General features: G+C 66.3%; 24 protein-coding genes and 1 pseudogene. 6 read left to right on the forward strand and 19 right to left on the reverse strand.

What is annotated here, in order from left to right; translation table 11 throughout:
• Nucleotides 1–13: 13 nt before the first annotated feature.
• Nucleotides 14–787: a class I SAM-dependent methyltransferase gene (locus tag QH276_RS13220; RefSeq protein ID WP_043736656.1), complete on the reverse strand. Its 774-nt coding sequence runs from the start codon at nt 785–787 to the stop codon at nt 14–16.
• A 112-nt stretch (nt 788–899) separates the two neighbouring features.
• Between QH276_RS13220 and QH276_RS13225 the strand changes: the two genes are divergently transcribed.
• Nucleotides 900–1,403, forward strand: a complete 504-nt coding sequence (locus tag QH276_RS13225; protein WP_043736653.1) for an HIT family protein — start codon at nt 900–902, stop codon at nt 1,401–1,403.
• A gap of 237 nt (nt 1,404–1,640) precedes the next feature.
• Nucleotides 1,641–2,000 (forward strand): hypothetical protein, encoded by a 360-nt coding sequence (locus QH276_RS13230; protein ID WP_043736650.1) that lies wholly within the window; start codon nt 1,641–1,643, stop codon nt 1,998–2,000.
• Between the two features lie 156 nt (nt 2,001–2,156).
• Here QH276_RS13230 and QH276_RS13235 read toward each other — a convergent pair whose 3' ends face one another.
• The 15 genes and pseudogenes from QH276_RS13235 to QH276_RS13300 all read right to left on the reverse strand — a co-directional run bounded on the left by QH276_RS13235 (nt 2,157) and on the right by QH276_RS13300 (nt 16,328).
• The gene (locus QH276_RS13235; protein WP_043736648.1) at nt 2,157–2,858 is read right to left on the reverse strand and encodes a hypothetical protein; all 702 of its coding nucleotides are present in this window, start codon (nt 2,856–2,858) and stop codon (nt 2,157–2,159) included.
• Entirely contained in the window at nt 2,855–4,225 is a 1,371-nt protein-coding gene (locus tag QH276_RS13240) for a GDSL-type esterase/lipase family protein (RefSeq protein ID WP_051047264.1), read from the reverse strand. Before QH276_RS13240 ends, QH276_RS13235 begins: the two co-directional genes overlap by 4 nt.
• Entirely contained in the window at nt 4,222–5,946 is a 1,725-nt protein-coding gene (locus QH276_RS13245) for a carbamoyltransferase family protein (RefSeq protein ID WP_051047263.1), read from the reverse strand. Before QH276_RS13245 ends, QH276_RS13240 begins: the two co-directional genes overlap by 4 nt.
• A gap of 4 nt (nt 5,947–5,950) precedes the next feature.
• Entirely contained in the window at nt 5,951–7,102 is a 1,152-nt protein-coding gene (locus tag QH276_RS13250; RefSeq protein ID WP_043736645.1) for a glycosyltransferase family 9 protein, read from the reverse strand.
• Nucleotides 7,099–8,373, reverse strand: a complete 1,275-nt coding sequence (locus QH276_RS13255; RefSeq protein ID WP_051047262.1) for a hypothetical protein — start codon at nt 8,371–8,373, stop codon at nt 7,099–7,101. The genes QH276_RS13250 and QH276_RS13255 overlap by 4 nt, the downstream gene beginning before the upstream one ends.
• A complete protein-coding gene (locus QH276_RS13260) occupies nt 8,370–9,494 on the reverse strand; it encodes a cytochrome P450 (RefSeq protein WP_138456836.1) in 1,125 nt (374 codons plus the stop codon). Before QH276_RS13260 ends, QH276_RS13255 begins: the two co-directional genes overlap by 4 nt.
• Nucleotides 9,495–9,646: 152 nt before the next feature.
• Nucleotides 9,647–10,756 (reverse strand): hypothetical protein, encoded by a 1,110-nt coding sequence (locus QH276_RS13265; RefSeq protein WP_138456835.1) that lies wholly within the window; start codon nt 10,754–10,756, stop codon nt 9,647–9,649.
• A gap of 14 nt (nt 10,757–10,770) precedes the next feature.
• Nucleotides 10,771–11,748 carry an NAD-dependent epimerase/dehydratase family protein gene (locus QH276_RS13270; RefSeq protein ID WP_043736640.1) on the reverse strand — a complete coding sequence of 326 codons (978 nt, stop codon included), beginning with the start codon at nt 11,746–11,748 and terminating at the stop codon, nt 10,771–10,773.
• Entirely contained in the window at nt 11,745–13,109 is a 1,365-nt protein-coding gene (locus QH276_RS13275) for a PfkB family carbohydrate kinase (protein ID WP_232111129.1), read from the reverse strand. The genes QH276_RS13270 and QH276_RS13275 overlap by 4 nt, the downstream gene beginning before the upstream one ends.
• 96 nt (nt 13,110–13,205) lie before the next feature.
• Nucleotides 13,206–13,748: pseudogene (locus QH276_RS35535) on the reverse strand (D-sedoheptulose-7-phosphate isomerase); the annotation flags it as partial.
• Between the two features lie 92 nt (nt 13,749–13,840).
• Nucleotides 13,841–14,635, reverse strand: coding sequence for an SAM-dependent methyltransferase (locus QH276_RS13280; RefSeq protein ID WP_054814843.1), 795 nt, complete (start codon nt 14,633–14,635; stop codon nt 13,841–13,843).
• Between the two features lie 28 nt (nt 14,636–14,663).
• Entirely contained in the window at nt 14,664–14,891 is a 228-nt protein-coding gene (locus QH276_RS13285; protein ID WP_043737912.1) for a hypothetical protein, read from the reverse strand.
• Nucleotides 14,891–15,859 (reverse strand): nucleoside hydrolase, encoded by a 969-nt coding sequence (locus QH276_RS13290; RefSeq protein ID WP_157227750.1) that lies wholly within the window; start codon nt 15,857–15,859, stop codon nt 14,891–14,893. The genes QH276_RS13285 and QH276_RS13290 overlap by 1 nt, the downstream gene beginning before the upstream one ends.
• Nucleotides 15,837–16,118, reverse strand: coding sequence for a hypothetical protein (locus QH276_RS13295; protein ID WP_068048176.1), 282 nt, complete (start codon nt 16,116–16,118; stop codon nt 15,837–15,839). Before QH276_RS13295 ends, QH276_RS13290 begins: the two co-directional genes overlap by 23 nt.
• A 6-nt stretch (nt 16,119–16,124) precedes the next feature.
• The gene (locus QH276_RS13300; RefSeq protein ID WP_043737910.1) at nt 16,125–16,328 is read right to left on the reverse strand and encodes a hypothetical protein; all 204 of its coding nucleotides are present in this window, start codon (nt 16,326–16,328) and stop codon (nt 16,125–16,127) included.
• A gap of 200 nt (nt 16,329–16,528) precedes the next feature.
• Here QH276_RS13300 and QH276_RS13305 point away from each other — a divergent pair, with 200 nt between their 5' ends.
• Together QH276_RS13305 and QH276_RS13310 are read left to right on the forward strand one after the other, a co-directional pair.
• Entirely contained in the window at nt 16,529–17,308 is a 780-nt protein-coding gene (locus tag QH276_RS13305; protein ID WP_043737908.1) for an aminotransferase class IV family protein, read from the forward strand.
• A gap of 66 nt (nt 17,309–17,374) precedes the next feature.
• Nucleotides 17,375–18,310, forward strand: coding sequence for an SUMF1/EgtB/PvdO family nonheme iron enzyme (locus QH276_RS13310; RefSeq protein ID WP_082393299.1), 936 nt, complete (start codon nt 17,375–17,377; stop codon nt 18,308–18,310).
• 29 nt (nt 18,311–18,339) lie between these two features.
• On the opposite strand, the gene QH276_RS13315 is transcribed toward QH276_RS13310, so the two are convergent.
• From QH276_RS13315 to QH276_RS13325, 3 genes are read right to left on the reverse strand one after another with little or no spacing between them, the layout of a single operon-like run.
• Nucleotides 18,340–18,633 carry a hypothetical protein gene (locus QH276_RS13315; RefSeq protein ID WP_043737905.1) on the reverse strand — a complete coding sequence of 98 codons (294 nt, stop codon included), beginning with the start codon at nt 18,631–18,633 and terminating at the stop codon, nt 18,340–18,342.
• A gap of 38 nt (nt 18,634–18,671) precedes the next feature.
• Nucleotides 18,672–19,490, reverse strand: a complete 819-nt coding sequence (locus QH276_RS13320) for a hypothetical protein (protein ID WP_147265986.1) — start codon at nt 19,488–19,490, stop codon at nt 18,672–18,674.
• 6 nt (nt 19,491–19,496) lie between these two features.
• Nucleotides 19,497–19,805: a hypothetical protein gene (locus QH276_RS13325; RefSeq protein WP_157112998.1), complete on the reverse strand. Its 309-nt coding sequence runs from the start codon at nt 19,803–19,805 to the stop codon at nt 19,497–19,499.
• Nucleotides 19,806–19,970: 165 nt separating this feature from the next.
• Here QH276_RS13325 and QH276_RS13330 point away from each other — a divergent pair, with 165 nt between their 5' ends.
• Both QH276_RS13330 and QH276_RS13335 read left to right on the forward strand, forming a co-directional pair.
• Nucleotides 19,971–20,852, forward strand: a complete 882-nt coding sequence (locus QH276_RS13330; protein WP_197986986.1) for a helix-turn-helix domain-containing protein — start codon at nt 19,971–19,973, stop codon at nt 20,850–20,852.
• A 2-nt stretch (nt 20,853–20,854) separates the two neighbouring features.
• The gene (locus QH276_RS13335; RefSeq protein WP_051047393.1) at nt 20,855–21,265 is read left to right on the forward strand and encodes a DUF397 domain-containing protein; all 411 of its coding nucleotides are present in this window, start codon (nt 20,855–20,857) and stop codon (nt 21,263–21,265) included.
• Nucleotides 21,266–21,350 lie beyond the last annotated feature (85 nt).

The following is a 21,350-nucleotide window of genomic DNA, read 5'->3' on the forward strand; positions in this document are numbered from 1 at the left end:
CCGTGCGGAGCATCTACTGTGCGCGGGCTGCGATGAGGTGGAAGAACCGTGCGGTATGGGTGTACGGAGCGCGGTGGGACAAGGTGAGTTCCAGCCGCTCGAGCTTGCTGTAGAAATCCGGGTCGGACTTGCGGGAGTCGTCGACGATGAGGTCGCAGACACAGCGGATGCCGTACCTCCCGATAACGCTCAGCTCCGCCGTGCGCAGGTCCGCCGCGACCCGGTCGGCATAGCAGGCGTGAGTTCTGGTGTCGTACGCGCCGCTGTACCGGGTGGGGCTATCCAGCAGCCACAGTGCTTCGTCCAGATCCAGGCCACGCACCGCACTCAGCAGTGGGTCGGTGTCAGCGTTGGGTGCTATCAGCGACAGCACCCCAGCCGGCCGAAGCTGGTCCGCCAGCATGGTTGCGGTGCGTTCCCTCTCCGGAAGGTACTGAAGCACGTTATGCAGTAGCACGACATCGAAGCCGTCGGTGCCCAGCGTGGCGCCGAGGGAGTCGATATCGGCCGGGTATGTGGTGATGTGGTCGCGGACGCCACGCTCGGAGGCGATCGTGTTCGCTTCGGCGAGGGACTGGGGTGAGGGGTCGGCGATGGTGACGTGGTGTCCGCGTCGAGCGAGTTCAACCGCTTCCACACCATTGCCACCACCGACATCGAGGATCTCCAGTCCTCGCTCGGCGGGCAGGTGCCGGACAAGGTTCGCCATCGCCACCGTGTACCGCAGCCTGCCCCATGGGCTGGCCTGCCATTGCTGGAACTCGCCCAACTTGTCGTCGAACATCATTGATTCAGCTCCTTCTGCTCACCGCGACCACCCCGATCAGGCGGCACCGCGCCGCGTAATTATCGTGCCGTTCCGGCGCCTTCGTGAGCAGGATCGGCGCAGAATCGTTGTCATGGAACGCATCTCGTTCGACATCGACGACTATGAACGGCGGGTTCGCTCGAAACCGTGCTTCATCTGCGCCATCGTCGCGGGACAGCACGACTCGAAGCTTGAGCAGATCGTTGCTGAGGACGATGAGAACATCGCGTTCCTGTCCCGGTATCCGACCCTGCCCGGCTACGTGCTCGTTTCGCCGAAACATCACCATGAGCATGTGGTTGACGACCTGGACGAAGACGAATATCTGCGACTGATGAGAATGGTTCGCCGCGTTGGGAGAGCACTGCAAACGGTGGTCCCCACCGAACGGCTATATATCGCCAGTCTCGGCAGCCAACAGGGCAACGCTCACCTCCACTGGCACGTTGCCGCCCTACCACCTGGAGTGCCCTACCGCGAACAGCAATTCCATGCCCTGATGGCGGAAAACGGAATACTGTCCTGGTCTCTGGAGCAGGCAGTCGAACTCGCCGGCCTCATCCGCGCCGCCTTGGCTGCCGACGGCACGAACTGAACCACCATGCGTCGAAGAATTCATATCCGCAGGTAGCTGAGTAACCGCCAAGTGTAGGACCAATCCCTAAATTGTTTTCCGATGGACTCGCGAAAAATATTGCTGTGGAAATCTTTTCGCTGAATTACCTATTGATGGTCTCCGGGCGCACATATAGCGTCGTATCCGCCAGAATTGAGACGCCCCGGCTGGTGGGCCAACACCAGACCGGGGCAGGTACGGAGAAAGGGCTCCGCAATGCAAAGTGTAATCATCTCGGTCGGGTCCGAGGTCGAAGTCGAGGCACCATACGACCGCCGTTTCCACGACGCGGCGGACGAACTCGGTGGCACACCCACCTCGGATGGTGAAGCGTGGCGCTTCTCCCGCAACGACGAAGAACGTGTCCGCCAACTATGCAGCACAATCTTCGGAGAAGACCAGGGCACGACCCCGGCGACGGACCAGCCGCTCGACCGCTCCGAAGTCGGCACCAGCGAGGCTTCGGAACTGCCTGTTGTGAGCACCCATCAACGGCGGGCGGACCTGCTCGACCGTCTCGACATGCTGCTCGACGAGGTCGCTGAGGTACATACCGCCCTGCAAGCGCTGAAGTAGGGGCTGGCCTGCCACACAGAAATCAGAGGGCTTCGACCGGTGGCCGATCAATCCACCGGCCATCGGTCGTCGGCTCTCTTCTGATGCTTCGTGTTCTTGCTGCTGCTCGGTTGAACGCTCCGGTTTGCATTTGGCAGCAGGTCTACGGTGGCTCGTTCAGGCGGACAGCTCTTCCAGCCGATATCGGGTCCATTCGATGGCGGCACCGCCGCATCGTTCGAATGCCGCGCAGTTGTCGGCGCGGTCGTCGATCAGAAGCGCCTCGCCGAAGGAGAGCCCTGCGGTGGTCAGCCAGGAGCCGAAGAAGGCTTCAGGGTCTTCGGATTTCAGTACGCCGGTGTCGCTCGAGCTGATGATGTCGTCGAATACGGCGGCAGCCTCTTTCAGCGTCTCCGTGCCTGATGGTTGTTCGTTATGACTGGACGTGACGGCGTGAAAGGTGCTGGTGAACGCGTCGATATTGTCGGTCGCCAGGACAACGGTCGAGTGGTACCGGGCGTCACGCAGTGCTCGGAGAAGCGACTGGTTTACGGGCATGTGGGCGATGTCGTGTGCGAGTTGCGTCAGGAGCTGGTCAACATCGAGGCCCGAGTGCGTGGCAGCGAGGTTGGTGAGGATGTCGCGGGAGCTGCGCTTTCCGCACATCCATTCGCGGCCCTCCCGATTGCCTGTCGTGAACAGCCGGTCCAGTTCTCGATTCAGAACAGCGTAAAGGGAGTGATCCGGATCGTCGGTAATGCTGTGCCAGAACGGTTTCCGGCACAGCACTCCGTGCCAATCGCAGAAGACGACGCGAGGAGGGTCCGCACTTCGCATAACGTCTGCGATGGTCTTGATCGCCGGGTGGGCGAGGGTCACTGGGCGTATTCCCGAGCCGCGGTCGCGCGGTCGAGCCTGTCGAGGGTGAGCAGGCCATCGAGGACTCGGTGGGCGGTGATGGCTTGGTCGGTGATGTGTCGAACGGTTTCGTCGCCTTGTTCGGAGAGGTGCACTCCGTCGGCCCACACGCTGGGTGCTTCGGCGGCTGGGGCCGTGGGGGTGGCGGGTGACCATCCGAAGCAGGTGGCGACATAGGTGATGTCGTCCCAGATGTCGACGAAGACCGCGTCGTGGTCGGCGGCGGCGCGGCGGGCGCGCTGGTTGTATTCGGTCAGATCGCCGTTGGCGGCGGCGACGTCGATGGTGGGGTCCCAGCCGATCGGGGGTTCACCGATCACGACGATCCGGCGGGCGCAGGCGCTGAGGAGCCCGAGGGCGGTGCGGATGTTGGTGTCGTATTCGCCGATGCCGACTGCTTCGCTCATCCGGCCTTGGTGGTGTCGCCAGACGTCGTTGAGGCCGACTCCGAGGACGGCGAGGTCCCATCGGCCGCCGGCGTCGACTGCGGCTCGGAGGTTGGTCAGGACGTCGCGGCTGGTTGCTCCTCCTTCGCCGTGGTTGTCGGTGGTGAAGGTGATCCATGGGTAGCGGGTGGACCATCCGGTGGTCAGGACATGGACGTAGCCGCGTTTGCGCCATTCGGTGACCGTGATCTGTTCGCCGATCTCGGGGAGATCGGCTTGGACTGCGAGGCGGGGGTTGTGGGCTTCGTAGTGTTCCATCAGGGATGTTCCGAACCAGCCGATCCGCAGTTGGGGTCGGGGGTGTTCGGGGTCGAGGGGTCCGGGGTGGCGGGCGGTGACGCGGGCGGGCGCGCCGACGGCGGTGGTGTTCGGCGGCACGGATGCGGTGACGACGGCGTTGGCGCCGATGCGGGCGTTTTGGCCGATGGTGACGCCGGCGGTGATCGAGACTTTGTTCGCGACGATCGCGCCGGGCTCGATGGTGACTGGAGCGGTGTCGAATCCGCTGGCCCACGGGGTGATGGGCTCACCCGGGGTGAGGGTGTCGGGGGTGCGGGCGCGGTGGTTGTGGTCGTGGATGTCGACCATGTTGGAGATTCCTGCGCCGCGTCCGATGTGGATGCGGGTCATGGCGGACAGGACGACGTTCTCGCCGAGGGCGGTGTCGTCGCCGATGGTGATGTGTCCGCCGGTGTTGGCTTGCAGGGTCGTGCCGCGGCGAATGCTGACACGGTCACCGATGGTGATGGTGGCGTCGGTGTCGACGACGAAGTCGACGTCGTCGGCGATGTCGCAGTCGGCGCCGATGTGTACCGCGTCGCCGTAGCGGGCGCGGACTCGGTCTGTGAGGGCAATCGAGTCGGTGTCGGTCACGCTGGTCATGATCCTTTTCTCGGTGGTCGGTGCTGTTGATGGGTGGGTGCCGATGGTGGTGTGGTGACGAGGTAGTCGCCGATCACGAGGGCGTCCAGGCCGAGTCGGGCGCCGCTGGCGAGTGCGTCGGCTGGGGTGTCGACGATCGGTTCGCCGGGGCCGTTGTAGCTGGTGTTCAATACGACGCCGATCCCGGTCTCGGCTTCGAGGGCGTGCAGGAGTCGGGCGTATTCCGGTTGGTGTGCGGGGTCGACGTGTTGTGGGCGCAGTGTGCCGTCGGCGTGGACGACGCCGGGGATCTGTTGGCGTGCTCGGGGTGTGGCCTCGTGGGCGACGATCATGAATTCTGCCGGGCCGTCGGGTGTGGTGGTCCAGCCGGTCGGGTCGAGCATGCTCGGTGCGAGGGGCCGCCAGAGTTCGCGGTGTTTGATGTCGCGGTTGATGCGGTCGCGCAGTCTGGTGGTGCGGGGGTCGGCGAGGATGCTGCGGGCACCGAGTGCCCGTGGACCGGCTTCGGCGCGGCCCTGGTGCCAGCCGATGACCTTGCCCTCGGCTATCAGGCGGGCGGCGGTCGCGGCGATATCGGGTGGGGTGGTGAAGTTCGCGCCGGCATCGTGCAGGGCGGTCTCGATGGCGTGGTTGTCGTAGGCCGGACCCAAGAAGGCGTGTGCTTGGCGAGGACCGGGCACTGTGTGGTCACCGCGGCGGTGCGCGACTTCCAGGGCTGCGCCGAGAGCGCATCCGGCATCACCGGCGGCCGGTTGCACGAACAAGGTGTCGGTGTCGGGGGTGCGGGCGAGGATGCCGTTGGTGGTGCAGTTGAGCCCAACACCGCCGGCCAGACACAGCGCGGTCGCGCCGGTTTCCTCCAGAGCGGTGGAGACGACGCTGATCAGGCAGCGTTGCAGCAGGAATTGGGCCGATGCTGCGAGGTCGGCGGCGAGGCTTTGGTGGGCGTCGTCCGATCTTGGTGCTTGGCGCGGGATTCCGGCGTCGGTGAATGCCTTGCGGTAGGCGTGGCGCAGGGCTCGGTAGTAGGTGAGGTCGGTGTAGCCGGCGGTGTGGTCGGCCTCGGGTGCGAGGCCGTAGGGGGTGAGGTCGAGGTGGTAGCCGTCGCGGGTGGGGTGCAGGAAGTTCAGGTCGATGGTCGGTTTTCCGTAGGCGGCCAGGCCCATCAGTTTGCCTGCGTGGGTCCAGTCGCCGAGCCCGGCGTGTTCGGTGGCGAATTGGTAGAACCAGCCCAGTGATTGTGTGAACGGGAAGGTTCGCAGGCATCGCAGACCGGCTCGGGTTCCGTGATGGATGCTGGTGGAGACACCGTCGCCGGAGCCGTCGACCACGATGACCGCGGCGTCGGCGACACCTGCGGGGTAGAAGGCGCTGGCGGCATGGGCGAGGTGGTGGCCGACGATGGTCAGTCGACGTGGTCTTTCCGGGCCGGTGCCGAGCGGTCCGAGGAGTTCAGCGATTAGGTCTGGGTCGGTGATCTCATCGGCGGGGTTCGGCCAGTACGGGTTCCAGGCCACCGCGATCTCGTCGATATCACCGCACCGGATTCCGGCCTGGGCCAGGCACCATGCGGCCGAGGAGGCGGCCGAGCGGGAATCGCGGTGATGCTTGATTCGGGAGAACCGTTCCTCTTCGGCGAACGCGACGGGTTGGCCGTCGGCGACGAGGCAGGCGGAGGCGTCGTGATGGTAGGGGCCGCCGAGCCCGAGCACGTATCCCACGCGGTCAGCCCTCCCGCACGGCGGCTGTGGACAGTGAGTTGCGGACCGCGCCATGGACGTCGGCGACCGTGATGGTGTCCATGCAGCCGCCGATCCCGCCGCAGGTGACCCGGTGTGCGCACGGGGAGCACGGCAGAGTCGACCGCAGCGCGGTGACATTGTCGGCGTGTTTGGGGATGACTTCGGCGCCGTTGCTCGGGCCCAGGAGCAGCACCACCGGCAGGTCGTAGGCGAGGGCGAGGTGGAATCCGAGGCTGTCGCCGGTCACCATCGCGTCGCAGAAGTCCGGGACCGCGGCGAATTCCTGCAGGGTCATGGCGTCGTGACGCACTCGGCCCACTCCGGTGTCCAGTTCTCGTAACAGCTGGTGGCAGGTGCGGGCGTCGGCGGGGCCGCCGGTGATGACCAGCCGGTGCCCGTCGCCGAGCAGTCGCCGCCCGAGGTCGGCCCAGTGACCGGTGGGCCACAGCTTGGTCGTCTTGGAGCCGCCGACGTTAAGGCAGACCCAGCCGCCGCTGGTACCTAGCCGCGCGGCGACGCGGGCTTTGGCCGCGTCCGGCACCGACAGCTGGTAGGGCTCGCCGGTGTAGATGTAGCCGGCGACCTCGAAGTACAGCTCGGTCCACGTCTTACTGTTTCCGCTGGTGCGGAAGTCGTTCCAGGTGTTCATGGCGAAGAAGTGCCGGGCCGCTGTGCCGATCGGATAGAGGCTGTTGTTCTCGCCGCCGTAGGCGAGGCCGGCGTGGTGCTCGGCGCTGATCCGGGGCACGAGCCCGGCCACGGCGGGGTGGCGTTCGAAGCTGTAGACGGCGTCGTAGTGTTCGGCGAGCACTGTGTGGGCGGTCTCGGTCTCCCAGGTCAGGACGCGGTCGACGTGCGGGATCATCTCCACGATGGGGGCGGATTCGGCGCCGACGAGCCAGGTGATGTGTGCGCCGGGGTGTTCGGCTTTGATGCGGGCCGGTAGTGGGGAGGCGATGAGCATGTCGCCCATCCGTTTGAGCATCACGATCAGGATGCGGTGGGTCACCGGGTCATACAGTGTGCACCCTGGGCAAGGACGCCAGTGCTTGCACGGCAGGCCGCCGATGAAATGACGACAGTCGGGTCGCCAGAAGAAGTCGCTGGTGGTCAGTGGCAGATCAGTGGCGTTCATGAAGTCCTCTCTTCCTGCCGCCACGCTCGGCGCAGCACCTCCTGCGCCGTATGGTCGGCCGCAGCGGCGTCGCCGATGCCGTAGCGGATGCGCAGGTCTGCGACGTTGCGGGCGACCTGTTCAGGGTGATCGCGGTGGATGAGTACGCGCGCCATGAGCGCGGCGAGTTCGTCGAAACCCGCGGCGTCGAGACCGGCGAAGGTCAGTTCCTGTGCTCCCAGCCGCAGGCCGGGCTCGGGCAGGTAGGGCAACGGGATGGCGTTGACGACGATCCTGGCCTCATACAGCAGCCGTGAGGCAGTATCAGCCGGGCACGTGGGAGCGATGTCGATCCACACCTGGTGTGATCGGGTGTATCCGTGGTCGGCCGCGCACACGGTGAACCCCTCTGCAGCGAGGGCGTAAGCCAGGCGGCGGGCGTGGGTGACGGTCGCGGTCGCGTAGTGGGTGGCATGGGCGGTCATCCATGCCGTCGAGATCGCCAGCGCGGCGACGTCGGCGGGGTGATGGTGCGATATCCATCCGGCGGCGTGGGTGTCGATCTGGTGGGCGAGGTTCGGATCGTTGGTGGCCACGATGCCCTTGCCGACCGGACCGGGCCAGGTCTTGTGGACGCTGCCACCGAGGCTGTCGGCGCCTTCGGTTAGGGGGTTCTGGAACGCGCCGCCCGCGATCAGGCCGAGGGTGTGCGAGCCGTCGTAATGGATCACCGCGTCCTCGCCGACCGCGGCCCGGATGCCGGCGATGTCATGGGGGAACAACGCCATGAACGAGTCGAGGTACACCAGCACGGGCCCGCTGGTCCGGCGGGCCTGGGAGGCCAGCAGCTCGAGGTCGACGCCCATAGTGGCTGGGTCGACGGGCAGGGGCTGCCAGTTCAACCCGAACCTGTGTGCGACGAACTGTGTCGAGCCGTGACCGCCATCGGCTTCGGCGAGGCTGAGCACGGTGTGTGCCGGCCCGGCCAGCGCCGAGAGCGCCACCGTCATCGCCGACAATCCCGAGACGGGTTTGGTGTTCACATGCTGGGCGCCGAGGAGTTCTCCGATGGCGTGGGCCGCTACCGATTCCAGCTCGGCGAGTTCGTCGCGTCCAGGCCACGCCCAGTGCGTGTCCTCGGCGCTGCCGAAGCAGTAGCGGACGGCGGCAGCGCTCACATACGGCAGCCGGGCGTCGGCGGGCATCTGGTTCTCGCTGGCGATCAGATGAAGCCGGGCTGCTGTCGCGGTTTCGAACCGGGCGAGCCGGTCGACGATGTCGTCGATGTTCACCGGCCAGCCACCTCCCTTGTGCGTATGCGGGCTTCGACCGGCCCCGCTGGCGCCCGGACCGGCTGGAATCGGCCGACCTCTGGTCGTCGGGCCGGCAGGTCGATCCAGTGTTCGGCCAGCACAGCCGCCGCCAGCAACAGTGTCGTGGCCTCGGCGAACCCGCGACCTGCACAGGCGTGCGGGCCGCGTCCGAACGCGAGCAGCCCCGCGGCGCGGCGCCTGCCCTCGGCACTGCGAAAGCGTTGCGGGCAAAACGCTTCCGGGTCCGGATATTCCTGCGGTAGAAGGTGGGTGACGGGAGCGCTGTAGGCGACGTGCCAGCCTGCTGGGACCAGATAGCCGCCGAGCGTCACCGGCGTAGTGGCCCGCCGGGTCGCGATCGTGTTGGGTGTATGGACTCGGGTGCACTCGGTCAGCACGTGCCGCAACTGCGGGATAGCGCCGTGCTGGAGCACCTGCAACGGGTTCTCGACCAGACTGCGGGCTTCAGCGGTGAGCGCGGTGGCGAGCTGGTCGTCGAGCGCGCACTCGACCAGCAACCAGGTAACCAGGCTGGCGGTGGTTTCTCGCGCGGCGATCAGCAGGGCCAGCAGATGATCAGCCAAGCTTCCGCCCGGGGCGTGACCGGCGGCGACCAGCTTCGAGGTCACCGACTCGGCCCTGCCCTCTATGCGCACTGCGGGCGATTCGAGCAGGGCGCGCAGTTCCTCGGCGGCGGCGAGTGCGGCGGCGTATGCCGGGTCGCTGCCGGTCGTGCGGGTCGGTGGGAGTTCGGTTCCGGCGACGAATCGGTCGAACAGGTCCGGCACCCGCTGTGCGATGGGGTCGTCGACGGCCAGGCCGATGATCGCGGCCAGGCACACTGCCATCGTGTAGTCGCGCGCCGCCTGATAGAGCTCGATGGTCGGCAGGGTGGCCCATTGGGCGACATGGCGGTGCGCAATAGCGCCGATTGTCGGCAGGTAGGCGGTGACCGCACCGTGGCGCAACCCGGTCGACAGGAAACTGCGCGCCCGCAGGTGTTCGGCACCGTGGAGGGTGAACACCGCTCTGCGGAACAGCGCCTGCACCGCCGCAGTGTTGTACACCCTCAGCGTGCCTGCGCGTTCCTGGTCGAACATCTCCCGCACCGAGTCCGGCCCGATGCAGAACACCGTCGGCGGCCCCGTCGTTGAGCCGACACCAAAGACGGGGCCATGCCGAGCGTGCGCAGCAGCCAGAATCTGCGGCAGGTGCGACCCTGGTGGTGGTTCGGCGATGGTAGGTGGCGGTTTCACGGGGTGGCCTCGCCGACGTCGAGGGATGCCGCGGTGCGGGCAAGGATCGCGTCATGGTCGAGGTCGACCGCTCGTATGTCAGGCCGGCAGTCGCAGGTGACGGGCAAATCGGCGAGGTCACCGGTGACGCTGTAGGACACCAGCCCGTCGACGATGCCGTTCGCGCAGCGCTCGCAGGAGTCCGGGTACACCGAGTCGAAGTCTGTGCCGCGCATGTTGATACAGGCCACCCGCACCGCCGCTTTGGCGTGCGCGCCGCGCACGGCGTCGACGACGGTCCACAGGTTCGGCGCCTGGTAGTGCCCGCGTTGGTAGAGCCACCACGCCACGGTGTTCGGTGCCAGCCTCGTCGGGCACACGGTGACTCCGCCGATGCCGAGCGAGGCCACGTACTCGGTGGAGGAGATCACGTCGGTGATGGCCTCGCCGTCGGTGAGGAACGGGGGCTTGATCATCAGGTACACCTTGGGAATTACGTGGTGTGCCTGCATCAACGCCACCGCGTCTTCGAACGACTCACGGGTGATTCGGGTGTTGACCAGGGTTTCGCGGACCAGCCGGTCGGCCGATTGCAACCCGATTCCCACCTCGAGCTCGACATCGCCGAGGGCCTCGACGAAAGGTGCCAGGGTCTCGGGCGTGAGGAATTGGGGCAGGCTTTCGACGACCAGGCGGCGCACACCAGTGACCGCGACGCGGCGGGCGATATCGAGCTGGACCTCGGCCGGTACCTCGCGGCGGGCGAAGAACGACCCGTCGTTGTAGAGGGCGAGCATGTCGTAGTCCGGCTCGTCATCGGTGCGTGCCAGCAGCGTGGCGACCTGCTCGCGCAAGCCCCGGGGGTTCGCGCCGTGCAGGCCGAAGTTGTTGTAGTTGGTGAACGGACACATGGTGCAGGTCGGCACCGAACAGCCGCCCGACATCAGGATCGCCTTCTTGCGGCCGTAGGTGGTGCCGTCGGCATCGCGGACGGTGTCGTAGCTGATGTACCGCGGCTCTTGGAGGTGCTCGACCGCGGTCACCTCGCGCAGCGACCGCGACAAGGCCGTGAGCCGGTGGCGTAGCGCCTTCTCGCCAGCGAGCACGCCGGTTGTGCTGGTAGACATTGCGTTTCCTCCGATCACAGGGACTTCACAAGCTCGCCGACGCCGAAGGTTTCGGCGCGGGCGTGGTCGAACAGGTCGCGGGCGTACCGGTGGATCACCTCGGTGTCCACCGGCTCCAGGCCAGGCAACGCGGCGCGCAGTCGCCGCATATCGGCGCACGTCCAGTACTGGTAGCGGTCACGGATCGGGTTCGGCACCCCCACCAGCGGCACCGGTGCGCCCGCCCACTCCGTACACCAGCCCAGCAAGGTCTCGAACCGGATCGCGGTCCCGGAACCGAGGTTGTAGACGCCTGCGACCTGCGGGGTATCGAGCAGCCGCACCAGCGTCGACACCAGCACCTGCACCGGCAGGTAGTCCCGCGCGGCGGTCAAGGTGTCGTCGAACAACCGGACCGGCCGCCGCGCCGCCACGGCCGTGACGATCTGCCACAGAATCGAGGCCATCGAGCTTTTGGATTCCTCGCCGGGACCGAAGACGTTCGTGTAGCGCAACCCCACGCAATCCAGGCCGAACACCGCCGCGCGGCGCAGCATCGACTGATCCAGGACGAGTTTGGATTTCGCGTAACAATTCAGGGGGCCCGAGCAGCGCCCACGATCCTCGGTGTCGGATTCGCGGGACGACGCCCCGTGCGGCACCACGCCGTACACGCTGCCCGAGGAGGCATACACCAGTCGTGTCCCGGAGTCGGTGCATGCGCGAGCCAGCCGCAGCGGCACCGTGGCGTTGGCCCACCGCAACCGCTCGTCATCTGCGGCGAGGGTGTCGCTGACCGCTGCCTGGTGCACGACCACCGCGAACTCCCCTCCAGCGATCCGAGCCAGCACAGCTGGGTCGGCAGCGTCCACGGTGATCGATTCCCACGGCCACGCCGTAGCCGCGGGATTCTGGTCGACTCCGGTCACCGTCCACCCGGCCGCATGCAGACCGGTGGCAACATGCCCGCCGATGAACCCGGCCGTCCCGGTGACCAGCACGGAGCGGGTCATGGCTGCATCACCCGCCCGGCGACAGCGCGTTCGATCAGCTCGCTCGTCGACACCCCTTCCAGGTACGGGCCGACGACAACTTGGCCGCCATGACGTTGCACCACGGCCGTTTCGGGTAGTTCGGTCGCTCCGTAGTCGCCGCCTTTGACCCACACATGCGGACGCAACCTTTCCAACAGCGCAGCCGGGGTGTCCTCGTCGAACACCAGCACCGCGTCGACGAAGGAGAATGCTGTCAGCATCGCCGCCCGCTGCGCTTGCGGTACCAGCGGCCGGTTCGGTCCCTTCAAATTGGCCACCGACGCGTCGCTGTTGAGCAGCACGATCAAGCAGTCGCCCATGGCGCGAGCGGCCTCCAGCAGCTGTCGGTGCCCGTCGTGCAGCACATCGAAACAGCCGCCGGTGGCCACCACCCGGCCACCGGCTGCGTGCACCCGATCGGCCACAGCGAACCCGTCACCCGCGCCATCCGGTCGCGGGTGGTTGCCCGCCGTAGCGCGTTGCCCGGCGACGTAGTCGGCCGCCGCTGTGACGGCGCGTTGCACAGCTGTCGACATTGTGCGATTACCGATCAGTTCACCGAGCAGCCTCACGGCGAACCGATCACCCGCCCCGCAGGTATCGCCTTGCTCCCGGCGTGGGGCCGGGAATACGTGCGCGGGATCGGTGTCGGCGCCGACCAGGACAGCGCCATCGGCGCCTCGGGTGACCACCGCGTACTGGCATCGCCATCGTGATCGAAGGCTGCGCGCCCGGCGGACATCGCTGTCGAGGTCGCCGGCCGCTCCGTCCTCGGCGGTGAGCAGATCGGCTTCCTCCGCATTCGGGACGATGACGCTCACCCCGTCGGTCGGTGCCGGGCCGTGACGATGGGGATCCCACACCACCGGCACACGCCGCGCCACGGTGGCCAGCAGTACTCGCAGTCGTGGTTGGGCGGCTACCCCGCGCCCGTAGTCGGCGACGAGTACGCCTTGTGCCTCGACAAGGGCGTGCGCGACCTCTGGGGGCGGATCGCCCACCGGCACCGCCGGATCGGAGTCGTCGACCATGACCAGGGTCTGTCCGCGTGCCCGCATCCGGATCTTCACCGGGGTCGGCGCCTCGATGCCCAGATCGATCACCGACACCCCCGCCTCGGTGAGGTCGCTGAGAATCCGCAGGCCGGGCTCGTCGGCGCCGATCGCGGTCACCAGCGTGACCTCGCAGCCATCGTGGGCGGCAAGGATCGCGGCCAAGCCTGCCCCGCCTGGTCGCCACTGCCGTGACACCGCGCTGAGCACCGGCACTGGCGCTTCCGGCGATACCCGCGTGACCTCACCGCACCAGTCACAGTCGGCCAGCACGTCACCGACAATCACCAGGCGCCGAGCGTGCTCAACCGTCGGCGGCGGGACGGACTCGGCGGTCTCTGCTTCGGTCGGCTGCGACGTCGACGGGGCGGATGCCAAAGCCGCATCGACCGCCGCACACAGTTCGTGCGCGATCAGAAGGTGGCATTCTTGAATGGTTGAGGTCGCCGACGAATCGACTGACACCACCTCGTCGCATACTCGCGCCAATACGCTGTCAGCGGGACCGGTCAAGGCGAAGGTGAGCATCCCTAGCTCGTTCGCCTCTGTGGCGGCAGCGATCACGTTCGTGCTGCACCCGGAAGTGGAAATCGCGATCAACACATCGCCCTCCCGACCGTGTGCACGGACCTGCCGGGCATACAACTGGTCGAAGCCGTAGTCGTTGCCGATCGCAGTCACCACCGCGGAGTCAGTGGTGAGCGCGAGCGCAGCGAGTGGGTTGCGCTCCGTCTCGAACCGGCCCACCAACTCAGCAACCAGGTGCTGCGCCTGCGCGGCGCTTCCACCATTTCCGACGGCTAGCACTCGCCCGCCGCGCCGTAGTCGGCTGGCTACCATCTGGCCCCACGACCGGACCTTGTCCAGATCGGTGCGTTCCAGGGCTTCGGACAACTTCGCGACGCGATCCGCGCCGGATTCGTTCATCTGTCTCCCCGCCTCGATCATGGTTACGGATCTCCTTGTCCATCAGCACATTTGATGCTCATTTGGGTTGGCGTTCGCCGGGGCTCACCTCGTCATCGCAGTCGCCCGACGGCGGCGCGGCAACACAGGTCGTCGGCCTGCGGCGGCTCCCAGCCGAGGTTGCGGGCACGACGCTGGTCGACGTCGTGGGGTGACCACCAACGGTGTGGCGCAACCAGCCCAGGTTCGACGAGGTCATAGCCGGCCAGCAGTGCCGCGACCTCGTCGCGACTGCGAGAACGGAATTCGATGCCGAATCCGGTGTAGATATCGGCCGCGCGGTCGACGGGGCCGGGATCAGCGTCACGTGTGATATGGCTGAGTGCCAGGAACGAGCCGCTCGGCAGCATGGTCGTGACCGCGTCCACGACCATGCCCGGGTCGGGCAGGAATTCGGCGACGAACGACAGACACACCGCGATCGGCTCGCTCGGATCCATGGCAGCGGTGATCTCGGTGACGAGGGCGTCGGTGTCGCTCAGATCGGCGTGGACGAATTCAGTTTGTTCGTCGGCGAGAAATACTCGGCCGTGGGCGGCGACCACCGGGTCGTGATCGACGTAGACCATGCGTGCGGTCGGCGCGCAGTTGCGGGCTACCTCGTGCAGGTTCGGCGAGCATGGGTAGCCGCTGCCGAGTTCGACGAACTGCCGTACCAGCTGTTCACTTGCCAGGTACCGCACGGCCCGCAGCAGCCACAAACGTGTCGCGCGGGCCGCGACCAGAAAGGCGCGGGAGTGGGTGATCAGCTTGTGACCGGCCTCGAGGTCCACCAGATAGGCGTCTTTGCCCGCACCCAACAGGACGTCGTGAATGCGTCCGCTGTGTGCCTGAGACGGATCGAGCACGATCGCCTCATTGTCTGCGCGACGGGGACTAGTCATCTGAGCTCGCCTCTCCGATTTCACTGGCCGCAGTCCCGAGCTGTTCATCGATTCGGTTGCGGACACCGCAGCTCGGTGAGCAGTACTGGTGCAGCGTCTGGGCATGCAGGGCCTGGCCGTAGGTCAGTGCGCCGGGGTCGGCGAAGCAGTCGCCGATATTGGATTGGGTGTGTGTCAAGGTGGCCGGGTTCAGGTGCCCTCGCACCAGGCTGTCGGCCATTACCGGGTACCGATCGGCATGGCGTGCCCGGTGGCCACGGGTCGGGTGTTCCCCGGCTTATGCCCGATCAAGGCGGGGTCGTATCGCATCCCGACCTCGAGAGCATGCTGCACCACCGTGGTGACCCACGCCCGAAACGCCGCATAGTCCGCCGCCACCGACATGGACAGGGCCACACCGTCGGGGTTGTCGTACATGCGCGCGTCCGGCGCCACCGTCACGTGATGGGTGGCGAACTCGACGAAGCCCATCCCGGCCGCAGCGGTCACGGTCAGCGGGTCGGCCGCCATCGACGCGGAACGTTCCCCGGCGAACCATCGGTCGTAGCCCGCAGCGACGAGTTTCGCCCACTTCGGCGCGTTGGCCGCCGCGAGCAGCTGATACACCTCGCTGTCCGCGTCGATCGCGGTCTCGGGGGTGAAGGTGACATCGGAGGTCACCAAGGCTACGTCCAGATCGGGCGCGGTCAGCACCGTCCGGGCGCTTGCGGGGTCCATGCGCAGGTTGTGCGAGGCACGATCGGGCCGTCTGTACAGATGGGCGAAGCCGCCGCCCATCTGCATGATCGTCAGCCGCCGCGCCAACCCCGGTGCGTCGGCGTAGAGGTGGGCCAGGTTGCTCATCGGTCCCTGACCGATCCACGCCGCACGCCCGGTCTCGCCCAGCACCGCGCGCACGGCGTCGATTACCGACCCGGTCACCGGCGCCGAGACTGGCGGGAATCCGGCGGGCACCAGACCGTCGCACACCCATCGCGCTTGCGCGCCCTCGATTTCCGCGCCGGCGACCACCACGACCCCGGTTCGCCCGCACAAGTTCAGCAGGAACCGCGCCAGCCTTGCGCGTTGACCGCCGCCGAATTCGTCACTGGTCACCACCAGCCGCAGCGGCAGCGCCGCCGCAGCGAGGATGAGCGCCAGCAAATCGTCCGGGTCGTGCCCGACATCAGTGCAGATAATGGCGGGCATGCGGTCCATCGGCCGCATGCCAGGCCGCATCGGTGCTCGTATCGAGTCCATCAGTGTGGTCGTCCCTTCTGCTGGGTAGGAAAAGCCGCTGGTACGGAAGTTGTTTCATCTCGTCGGTCGCCAGATCGTCGACCGTCACACGCGCCAGTCCCTGTCGTGTTGCTTCGGCGGCGAATGCCTCTGCGGCACACCGCTCTGCTCGGTAGTGCTGTACCGGCACTCCCGGGATGTCGAAGTCAACGACCAGGCGGCGCTCCATGGCGGATCAATCGGCCGCAGGGTCGCCGGTCCATAGCGGTAATTGCTCAGCGACCCGTCGCATCGTCGCCTCGTCGCACGAGAACGACCGCGCTAGCGGGCCGCCGGACTCGTCTCGGGCGACGATGACCGTTGCCAGCGCCTCGCCCAGCCGCTCGAAATGCGTGGGCAACGTCGCTCCTGGATTACGCTGCGGCAGATCGTCGGTCATCACTGAACCCCTTGCGCATGTATCGAGCGGCCTGGCCGGGCACCGAACCCGGCCCTGCCCTCGGTGGTTTCCATGAACCTCAGAATCGGTGTGCGGGCGCTTGGCCGGAACTGTCGCTTCACGGCGTTGCACTGACGTTTCGCTGACGTTGAGCACCCAGCGCTGCTTCCAGGCAGGCCGGTCGATGACAGACTGGCCCCATGGAACTCAACGGGTCGCCGATCACCGAGTCCGATCTCGCTGCATTGGGTTTGGTCGGGTACGGGCACTTCACGTCCATGCGGGTCGAGAACCACGCTGTTCGCGGACTCAGCCAGCACATGGACCGACTCATCCGCGACTGCCGCACCGTGTTCGACACCGAGCTCGACCCCGACCGGGTACGCGAACTCATCCGTCACGCGCTGCCGGACACGGCGTCTCCGGTGGTTGTTCGCGTCACTGTGTTCGACCCGCACCTCGGGCTCGGCAAACCTGGAGCCGACGCCGACCCGCAGATCCTCGTCACCTCGCGGGAGGCTCCCGCCGTCCCGCAGGCCCCGCTGACTTTGCGGTCGGCCGTCTACACCCGCGACCTGCCCAAAACCAAGCATGTCGGGTTGTTCGGCAGTCTCTACCAGCGTCGCCTCGCGCAACGCGATGGCGCTGATGACGTCCTGTTCACCCTGGCCGATGGGACCATCACCGAGATCGCGACCTCCAATATCGGTGTGATCTCCGATGGCCAGCTGATCTGGCCGCAGGCCGAGGTACTTCCCGGCATCACGATGCGCCTGCTCAGCCAGACCCTCGATGAGGACGTCGTCGTCAAACCCATCACGCTGGCCGAACTGCCGCATGTCGACGGCGCGGTCGCGACCAACGCAGCGGTCGGCGTTCGCGCCATCGCCCGCATCGACAACGTCGACCTGCCCGTCGACCATGAGATGATCGCCAGGCTCCGGACAGAGTACGAATCCATTCCCCCGCAACGCATCTGACCTGCTTTGCGCCACTATTGTGACTAGGCTCGGAACCCACCGCTCGGGGAAGGGAGCACACAGGCGATGGGCATCGTGGTCCGCAGCTGGACCGGCGCCGAAGCGCGCGCACTGCGAGACGCACGGCGAATGAGTATCACCGAATTCGCCGCACACATCGGCGTCAATCCTCGGCTGATCTCCCGCTGGGAGGCCGGCGGCAAGAACATCCGCCCCCGCCCGGTCAACCAAGCAGCACTCGACACCATCCTGGCGCGGCTGGGCAGCGACGAACTGACCCGGTTCGTCGAAGCGATATCCCCGGCCGTCCTCAGCGACGCCCGCGATACCGACGTACCTGAGCAACGCACCGACACCCGCCATCCCGCTGACGGCAAGCTCATGACCTGGATTCCCGAAGGGATCTACCTCGCGGGGCCACAGGACCAACCCGTATGGGTGGCTGGGTACTGGATCGATGTCTTCCCGACCACCAACGCGGATTACGCGAGATTTGTGGCGGCCCAAGGGTATTCCGCACCCCACCACTGGGGCGGTCCGGCTCCGGCCCGTGAGATCGCCGATCACCCGGTGGTCTGGGTGAGCCGGGACGACGCCGCCACCTATGCCCGATGGGCCCAGAAGTCCCTGCCGACCAGCCAGCAGTGGGAGAAAGCTGCTCGAGGTACCCGCGGCAACGTCTGGCCCTGGGGAAACCAACCGACCCCAGCCAAATGCAATATTCGCGGTTCCGGCCCTGGCACGACAACCCCTGTCGCGACCTACGCCAGCGGTGTCAGTCCATTCGGTGTATACGACCTCGTCGACAACACCTGGGAATGGACCGCCACCGAAACCACCAGCGGCCGGTACGAACTCAAAGGCAGTGCCTTCACCAGCCCCTTCGACCGAGGCGAACCGTCGGCATTCAACGACGCCGCGCATTCGATGCTCGACGACGACACCGGATTCCGATGTGTCGCAACCGGCCTCGCGAACGAGGCGGACCAAGTCGACCGATAGCGGATACTCCGTGTGGCCCGCGAGAGATGTCATCGGATCTCCCGCAGGCGATCGGGGCGCGATATCAACCGCGTCCTGCCTTCACCCTGGGGCCAGCACACGCCCCGATCGACCGACCACACCTCAGCTGTGCGCCGGGCGGCGGGAATCCACGCGCCCAAGTGGGCTTCCGACGGAATCATCACCAAATCGACCGAGTCGGGCAGATTCGCGAGCAGCCGGACCAAGCCTTCGCTGGAGTCGCGAAACACGATCTCGTCCAGCTGGATGCGGTGCACGCGCGCCAGCGCCCTGATCCCCGCAGCCACCGTTTCGGCCGCCACCCCCGCGATATCGCGACGGACGATCCCCAATGCCCGCCTCATGATGCTCGCCCCGCCGCCAGCGGTGACTGACCAGGCTCGATCGGCAGCCGGATCCAAGAGATTCGGGCGCCCCCGCGTAGCGAGCGTCGGCCAGCCGCTGCCGGGCCAAGTACGTCGGGACCGATCGGTTCGAGAGAAAGCATCGGCGACCGAAGAACCTGCACCTCCAACGCCGGGCCCCGAAGCAACAGCCACACCGTCAGAACGATCGACTCGGTCAGATTCGGCAGCGTGGCTGTGAGATCGGCGAAGATCGGCGGATTGCCGCCGCTGTCTGCGGGTATGAAGTCGGACAGAGCAGATAGCACGAAGTGTTCGACGTCGTCGACCATGTGCCGCAGCCTGGCTCTCGACAGGGTATTGAGGATGTCCATGCGGGCCTCCTCCACTACAGTCACCGAACCGGTCCGCAGCAGGAGTCGAGCCAACGTGCGCTCACGCGGCAGGACGACGCTGCGGCGAAATCCGCTCAGCACAACCGACCGGTTGCTCAGGTCCAAACACCACACACGCAAGCCGTCGACGGCATCGAGATCGTGGAGGAACTTCGTCCGCTGCTGACTACGGCCCGCAGTCAAATGCGCTTCGGACGGAACGGCGACATCGCGGGCACCGGTCGATTCGATGGCCCGCATCAACTGCCACAACGCACCGGTCCCCGCGCCCGTCTCGCAGAAGAGGGCCGCGATATTGAACCCGTTCAGCCCAGCCAGATCCCGCAGTCGATGTTCGACATCGCTCTGGTGGTCACCGAGCAGTTCCTTGCGCAGGTACCCGTACATCAACGACGGTTCTCGGTCCGCGTTCGACAACACCCGCGCTCACCTCCGCTCGCCCGGTAGCCAGATCCGCGCACGACGCGGTGGGAGATCAGGAATGGTGCAGGTGACACCCAGTACAACCGCGAGTTCATGGACGGTCAGCCCCAGCGCGTCAGCACCGAAGCGGATATCTCTCCAGCGGGGATCGCCGGGTGGAGGCGCAGCCTGTAGTGCCTCACCCGCATGAACAGCCGCATTCGCGGCCAGGGTGTCCACCGTCCTGCCCTGCATCCACGGCAACGTCCACGACTGTTGCCCGACATACCACGCGGACAGCCGGTCAGTATCGGCTCCAGTTACAAGTTGCATGGCTGATCACTCCTGAGATCACTCGAACACTCGCTGAGTGCGCGGTATTGATGTGTTACTCATGCCACGACATTGAGAGTAATGTAGCTGGTATATATACCAGCCGCAAGGGATGGGGCGATCCACCCTGAGAGGCGGGATAGGGTGCTAACGCACGATCGATGAATGGAGGCCGCGATGACGACGCCAGGATGGGACCGGTCAGATCCGAATGCCCTGCGGTTCCTCATCGGCCGGGAGTTACGCGACGCTCGGGAACGAGCCCGCATGTCACAGCGCCAGGCCAGCGAACACCTCGGCTGCACCCAGACAAAGATCAACTACCTCGAATCGGGCCGTAATCAGCAACAACCTGACGAGGTAACTCACCTACTCAAGCTCTATGGCGCCGACGACGTCCACATCACACGCCTCGCCGCGCTCGCGTCCCAGGCCGACCAGACAATCTGGTGGGCGCCGTTCGGCGACGCCTTCCCGAACTGGTTCCGCACCTTCGTCGGACTCGAAGGGCTCGCGACCTCGGTATTCACCTACGAACAGACACTGCTCCCAGGACAGCTCCAGACACCCGAGTACGCAATGGCGCTTCTTCAGGGGAACCTGAGAGTTCCGCCGATCGATGCACCTCAGGTTGTGGAGGCGCGGATGGCACGACAACGCCTCACCGCAGCAAACAACCCGCTGCGGTATCGCGCCGTCCTGGAGGAAGTCGTACTCGATCGCCTGGTCGGCGGTTCTACGGTGATGCGGCCGCAACTCGAGCGCCTACTCGAACTGCAGGAACTCGACAACGTCGAGCTGCACATCATGCCGCTCAGCGTCACCGTCCACGACGGACTCGACGGCGACTTCATGCTGCTGAACTTCGACAATGCCCAATCGATCGGATATGTCGAATACCCGGCTGGCGCCCTGTACATGCAGGAACAGGACCAGGTGCAGTTGTATAAAATGGCAGCTGACCGGCTCTGTGAGGCAGCGCTGTCGGAGTCCGACTCCGCTGAAGTCATCAGAGCCCGAATCAGCACCCTGACAGACAAGGAGTGACGGTGAACACCGGCACCCGCCTCGAATGGCGGACATCCAGCTACAGCAGCAACGGCGAGAACTGCGTCGAGGTCGCCCCCTCCGCCGGCTGGCGGACATCCAGCCACAGCGGGGCCGGTGAGAACTGCGTGGACGTCGCCCCCCGCGATAGTCGCGTCTACCTGCGGCACAGCAAGCACCCCTCGCACGGCACGATCACCTTCGATCTCCACGCATGGACCGCGTTTATCGACGAATCGCGCAGCGGCTCGCGCAGCGCCAACGGCATCGTCAATGTCCGCAAGGACGGAGCGGACACCCTCGTCCAGACTGCGGATGGCGCGATCAGGCTCCGCTTCGACGATGGCGAATGGACCGCCTTCGTTGCCGGAGCCCGCGACGGCGAATTCGATTTCCTGCCGAACACGAATTGACGGCGGCGGCCCGCGCGGCGGCAGCGGTAACTCATGACGGAAGCTCTGACCGTCTGACAATGACGTCGCGATCCGCCATGGCTCC

The sequence above is a fragment of the Nocardia carnea genome (assembly GCF_029869215.1).
In the GTDB taxonomy this organism is placed as follows: Bacteria; Actinomycetota; Actinomycetes; order Mycobacteriales; family Mycobacteriaceae; genus Nocardia; species Nocardia carnea_B.

Coding starts and splice junctions, on each gene's coding strand:
- QH276_RS13290 (WP_157227750.1), bottom strand. CDS start 15,859: ATGCCCGCCATTATCTGCACTGATGTCGGGCACGACCCGGACGATTTG.
- QH276_RS13300 (WP_043737910.1), bottom strand. CDS start 16,328: ATGACCGACGATCTGCCGCAGCGTAATCCAGGAGCGACGTTGCCCACG.
- QH276_RS13270 (WP_043736640.1), bottom strand. CDS start 11,748: ATGACCCGCTCCGTGCTGGTCACCGGGACGGCCGGGTTCATCGGCGGG.
- QH276_RS13325 (WP_157112998.1), bottom strand. CDS start 19,805: ATGCAACTTGTAACTGGAGCCGATACTGACCGGCTGTCCGCGTGGTAT.
- QH276_RS13240 (WP_051047264.1), bottom strand. CDS start 4,225: ATGACCAGCGTGACCGACACCGACTCGATTGCCCTCACAGACCGAGTC.
- QH276_RS13225 (WP_043736653.1), top strand. CDS start 900: ATGGAACGCATCTCGTTCGACATCGACGACTATGAACGGCGGGTTCGC.
- QH276_RS13285 (WP_043737912.1), bottom strand. CDS start 14,891: ATGGCCGACAGCCTGGTGCGAGGGCACCTGAACCCGGCCACCTTGACA.
- QH276_RS13260 (WP_138456836.1), bottom strand. CDS start 9,494: ATGTTCGACCAGGAACGCGCAGGCACGCTGAGGGTGTACAACACTGCG.
- QH276_RS13265 (WP_138456835.1), bottom strand. CDS start 10,756: ATGTCTACCAGCACAACCGGCGTGCTCGCTGGCGAGAAGGCGCTACGC.
- QH276_RS13330 (WP_197986986.1), top strand. CDS start 19,971: ATGGAGGCCGCGATGACGACGCCAGGATGGGACCGGTCAGATCCGAAT.
- QH276_RS13230 (WP_043736650.1), top strand. CDS start 1,641: ATGCAAAGTGTAATCATCTCGGTCGGGTCCGAGGTCGAAGTCGAGGCA.
- QH276_RS13220 (WP_043736656.1), bottom strand. CDS start 787: ATGATGTTCGACGACAAGTTGGGCGAGTTCCAGCAATGGCAGGCCAGC.
- QH276_RS13295 (WP_068048176.1), bottom strand. CDS start 16,118: ATGGAGCGCCGCCTGGTCGTTGACTTCGACATCCCGGGAGTGCCGGTA.
- QH276_RS13305 (WP_043737908.1), top strand. CDS start 16,529: ATGGAACTCAACGGGTCGCCGATCACCGAGTCCGATCTCGCTGCATTG.
- QH276_RS13250 (WP_043736645.1), bottom strand. CDS start 7,102: ATGAACGCCACTGATCTGCCACTGACCACCAGCGACTTCTTCTGGCGA.
- QH276_RS13310 (WP_082393299.1), top strand. CDS start 17,375: ATGGGCATCGTGGTCCGCAGCTGGACCGGCGCCGAAGCGCGCGCACTG.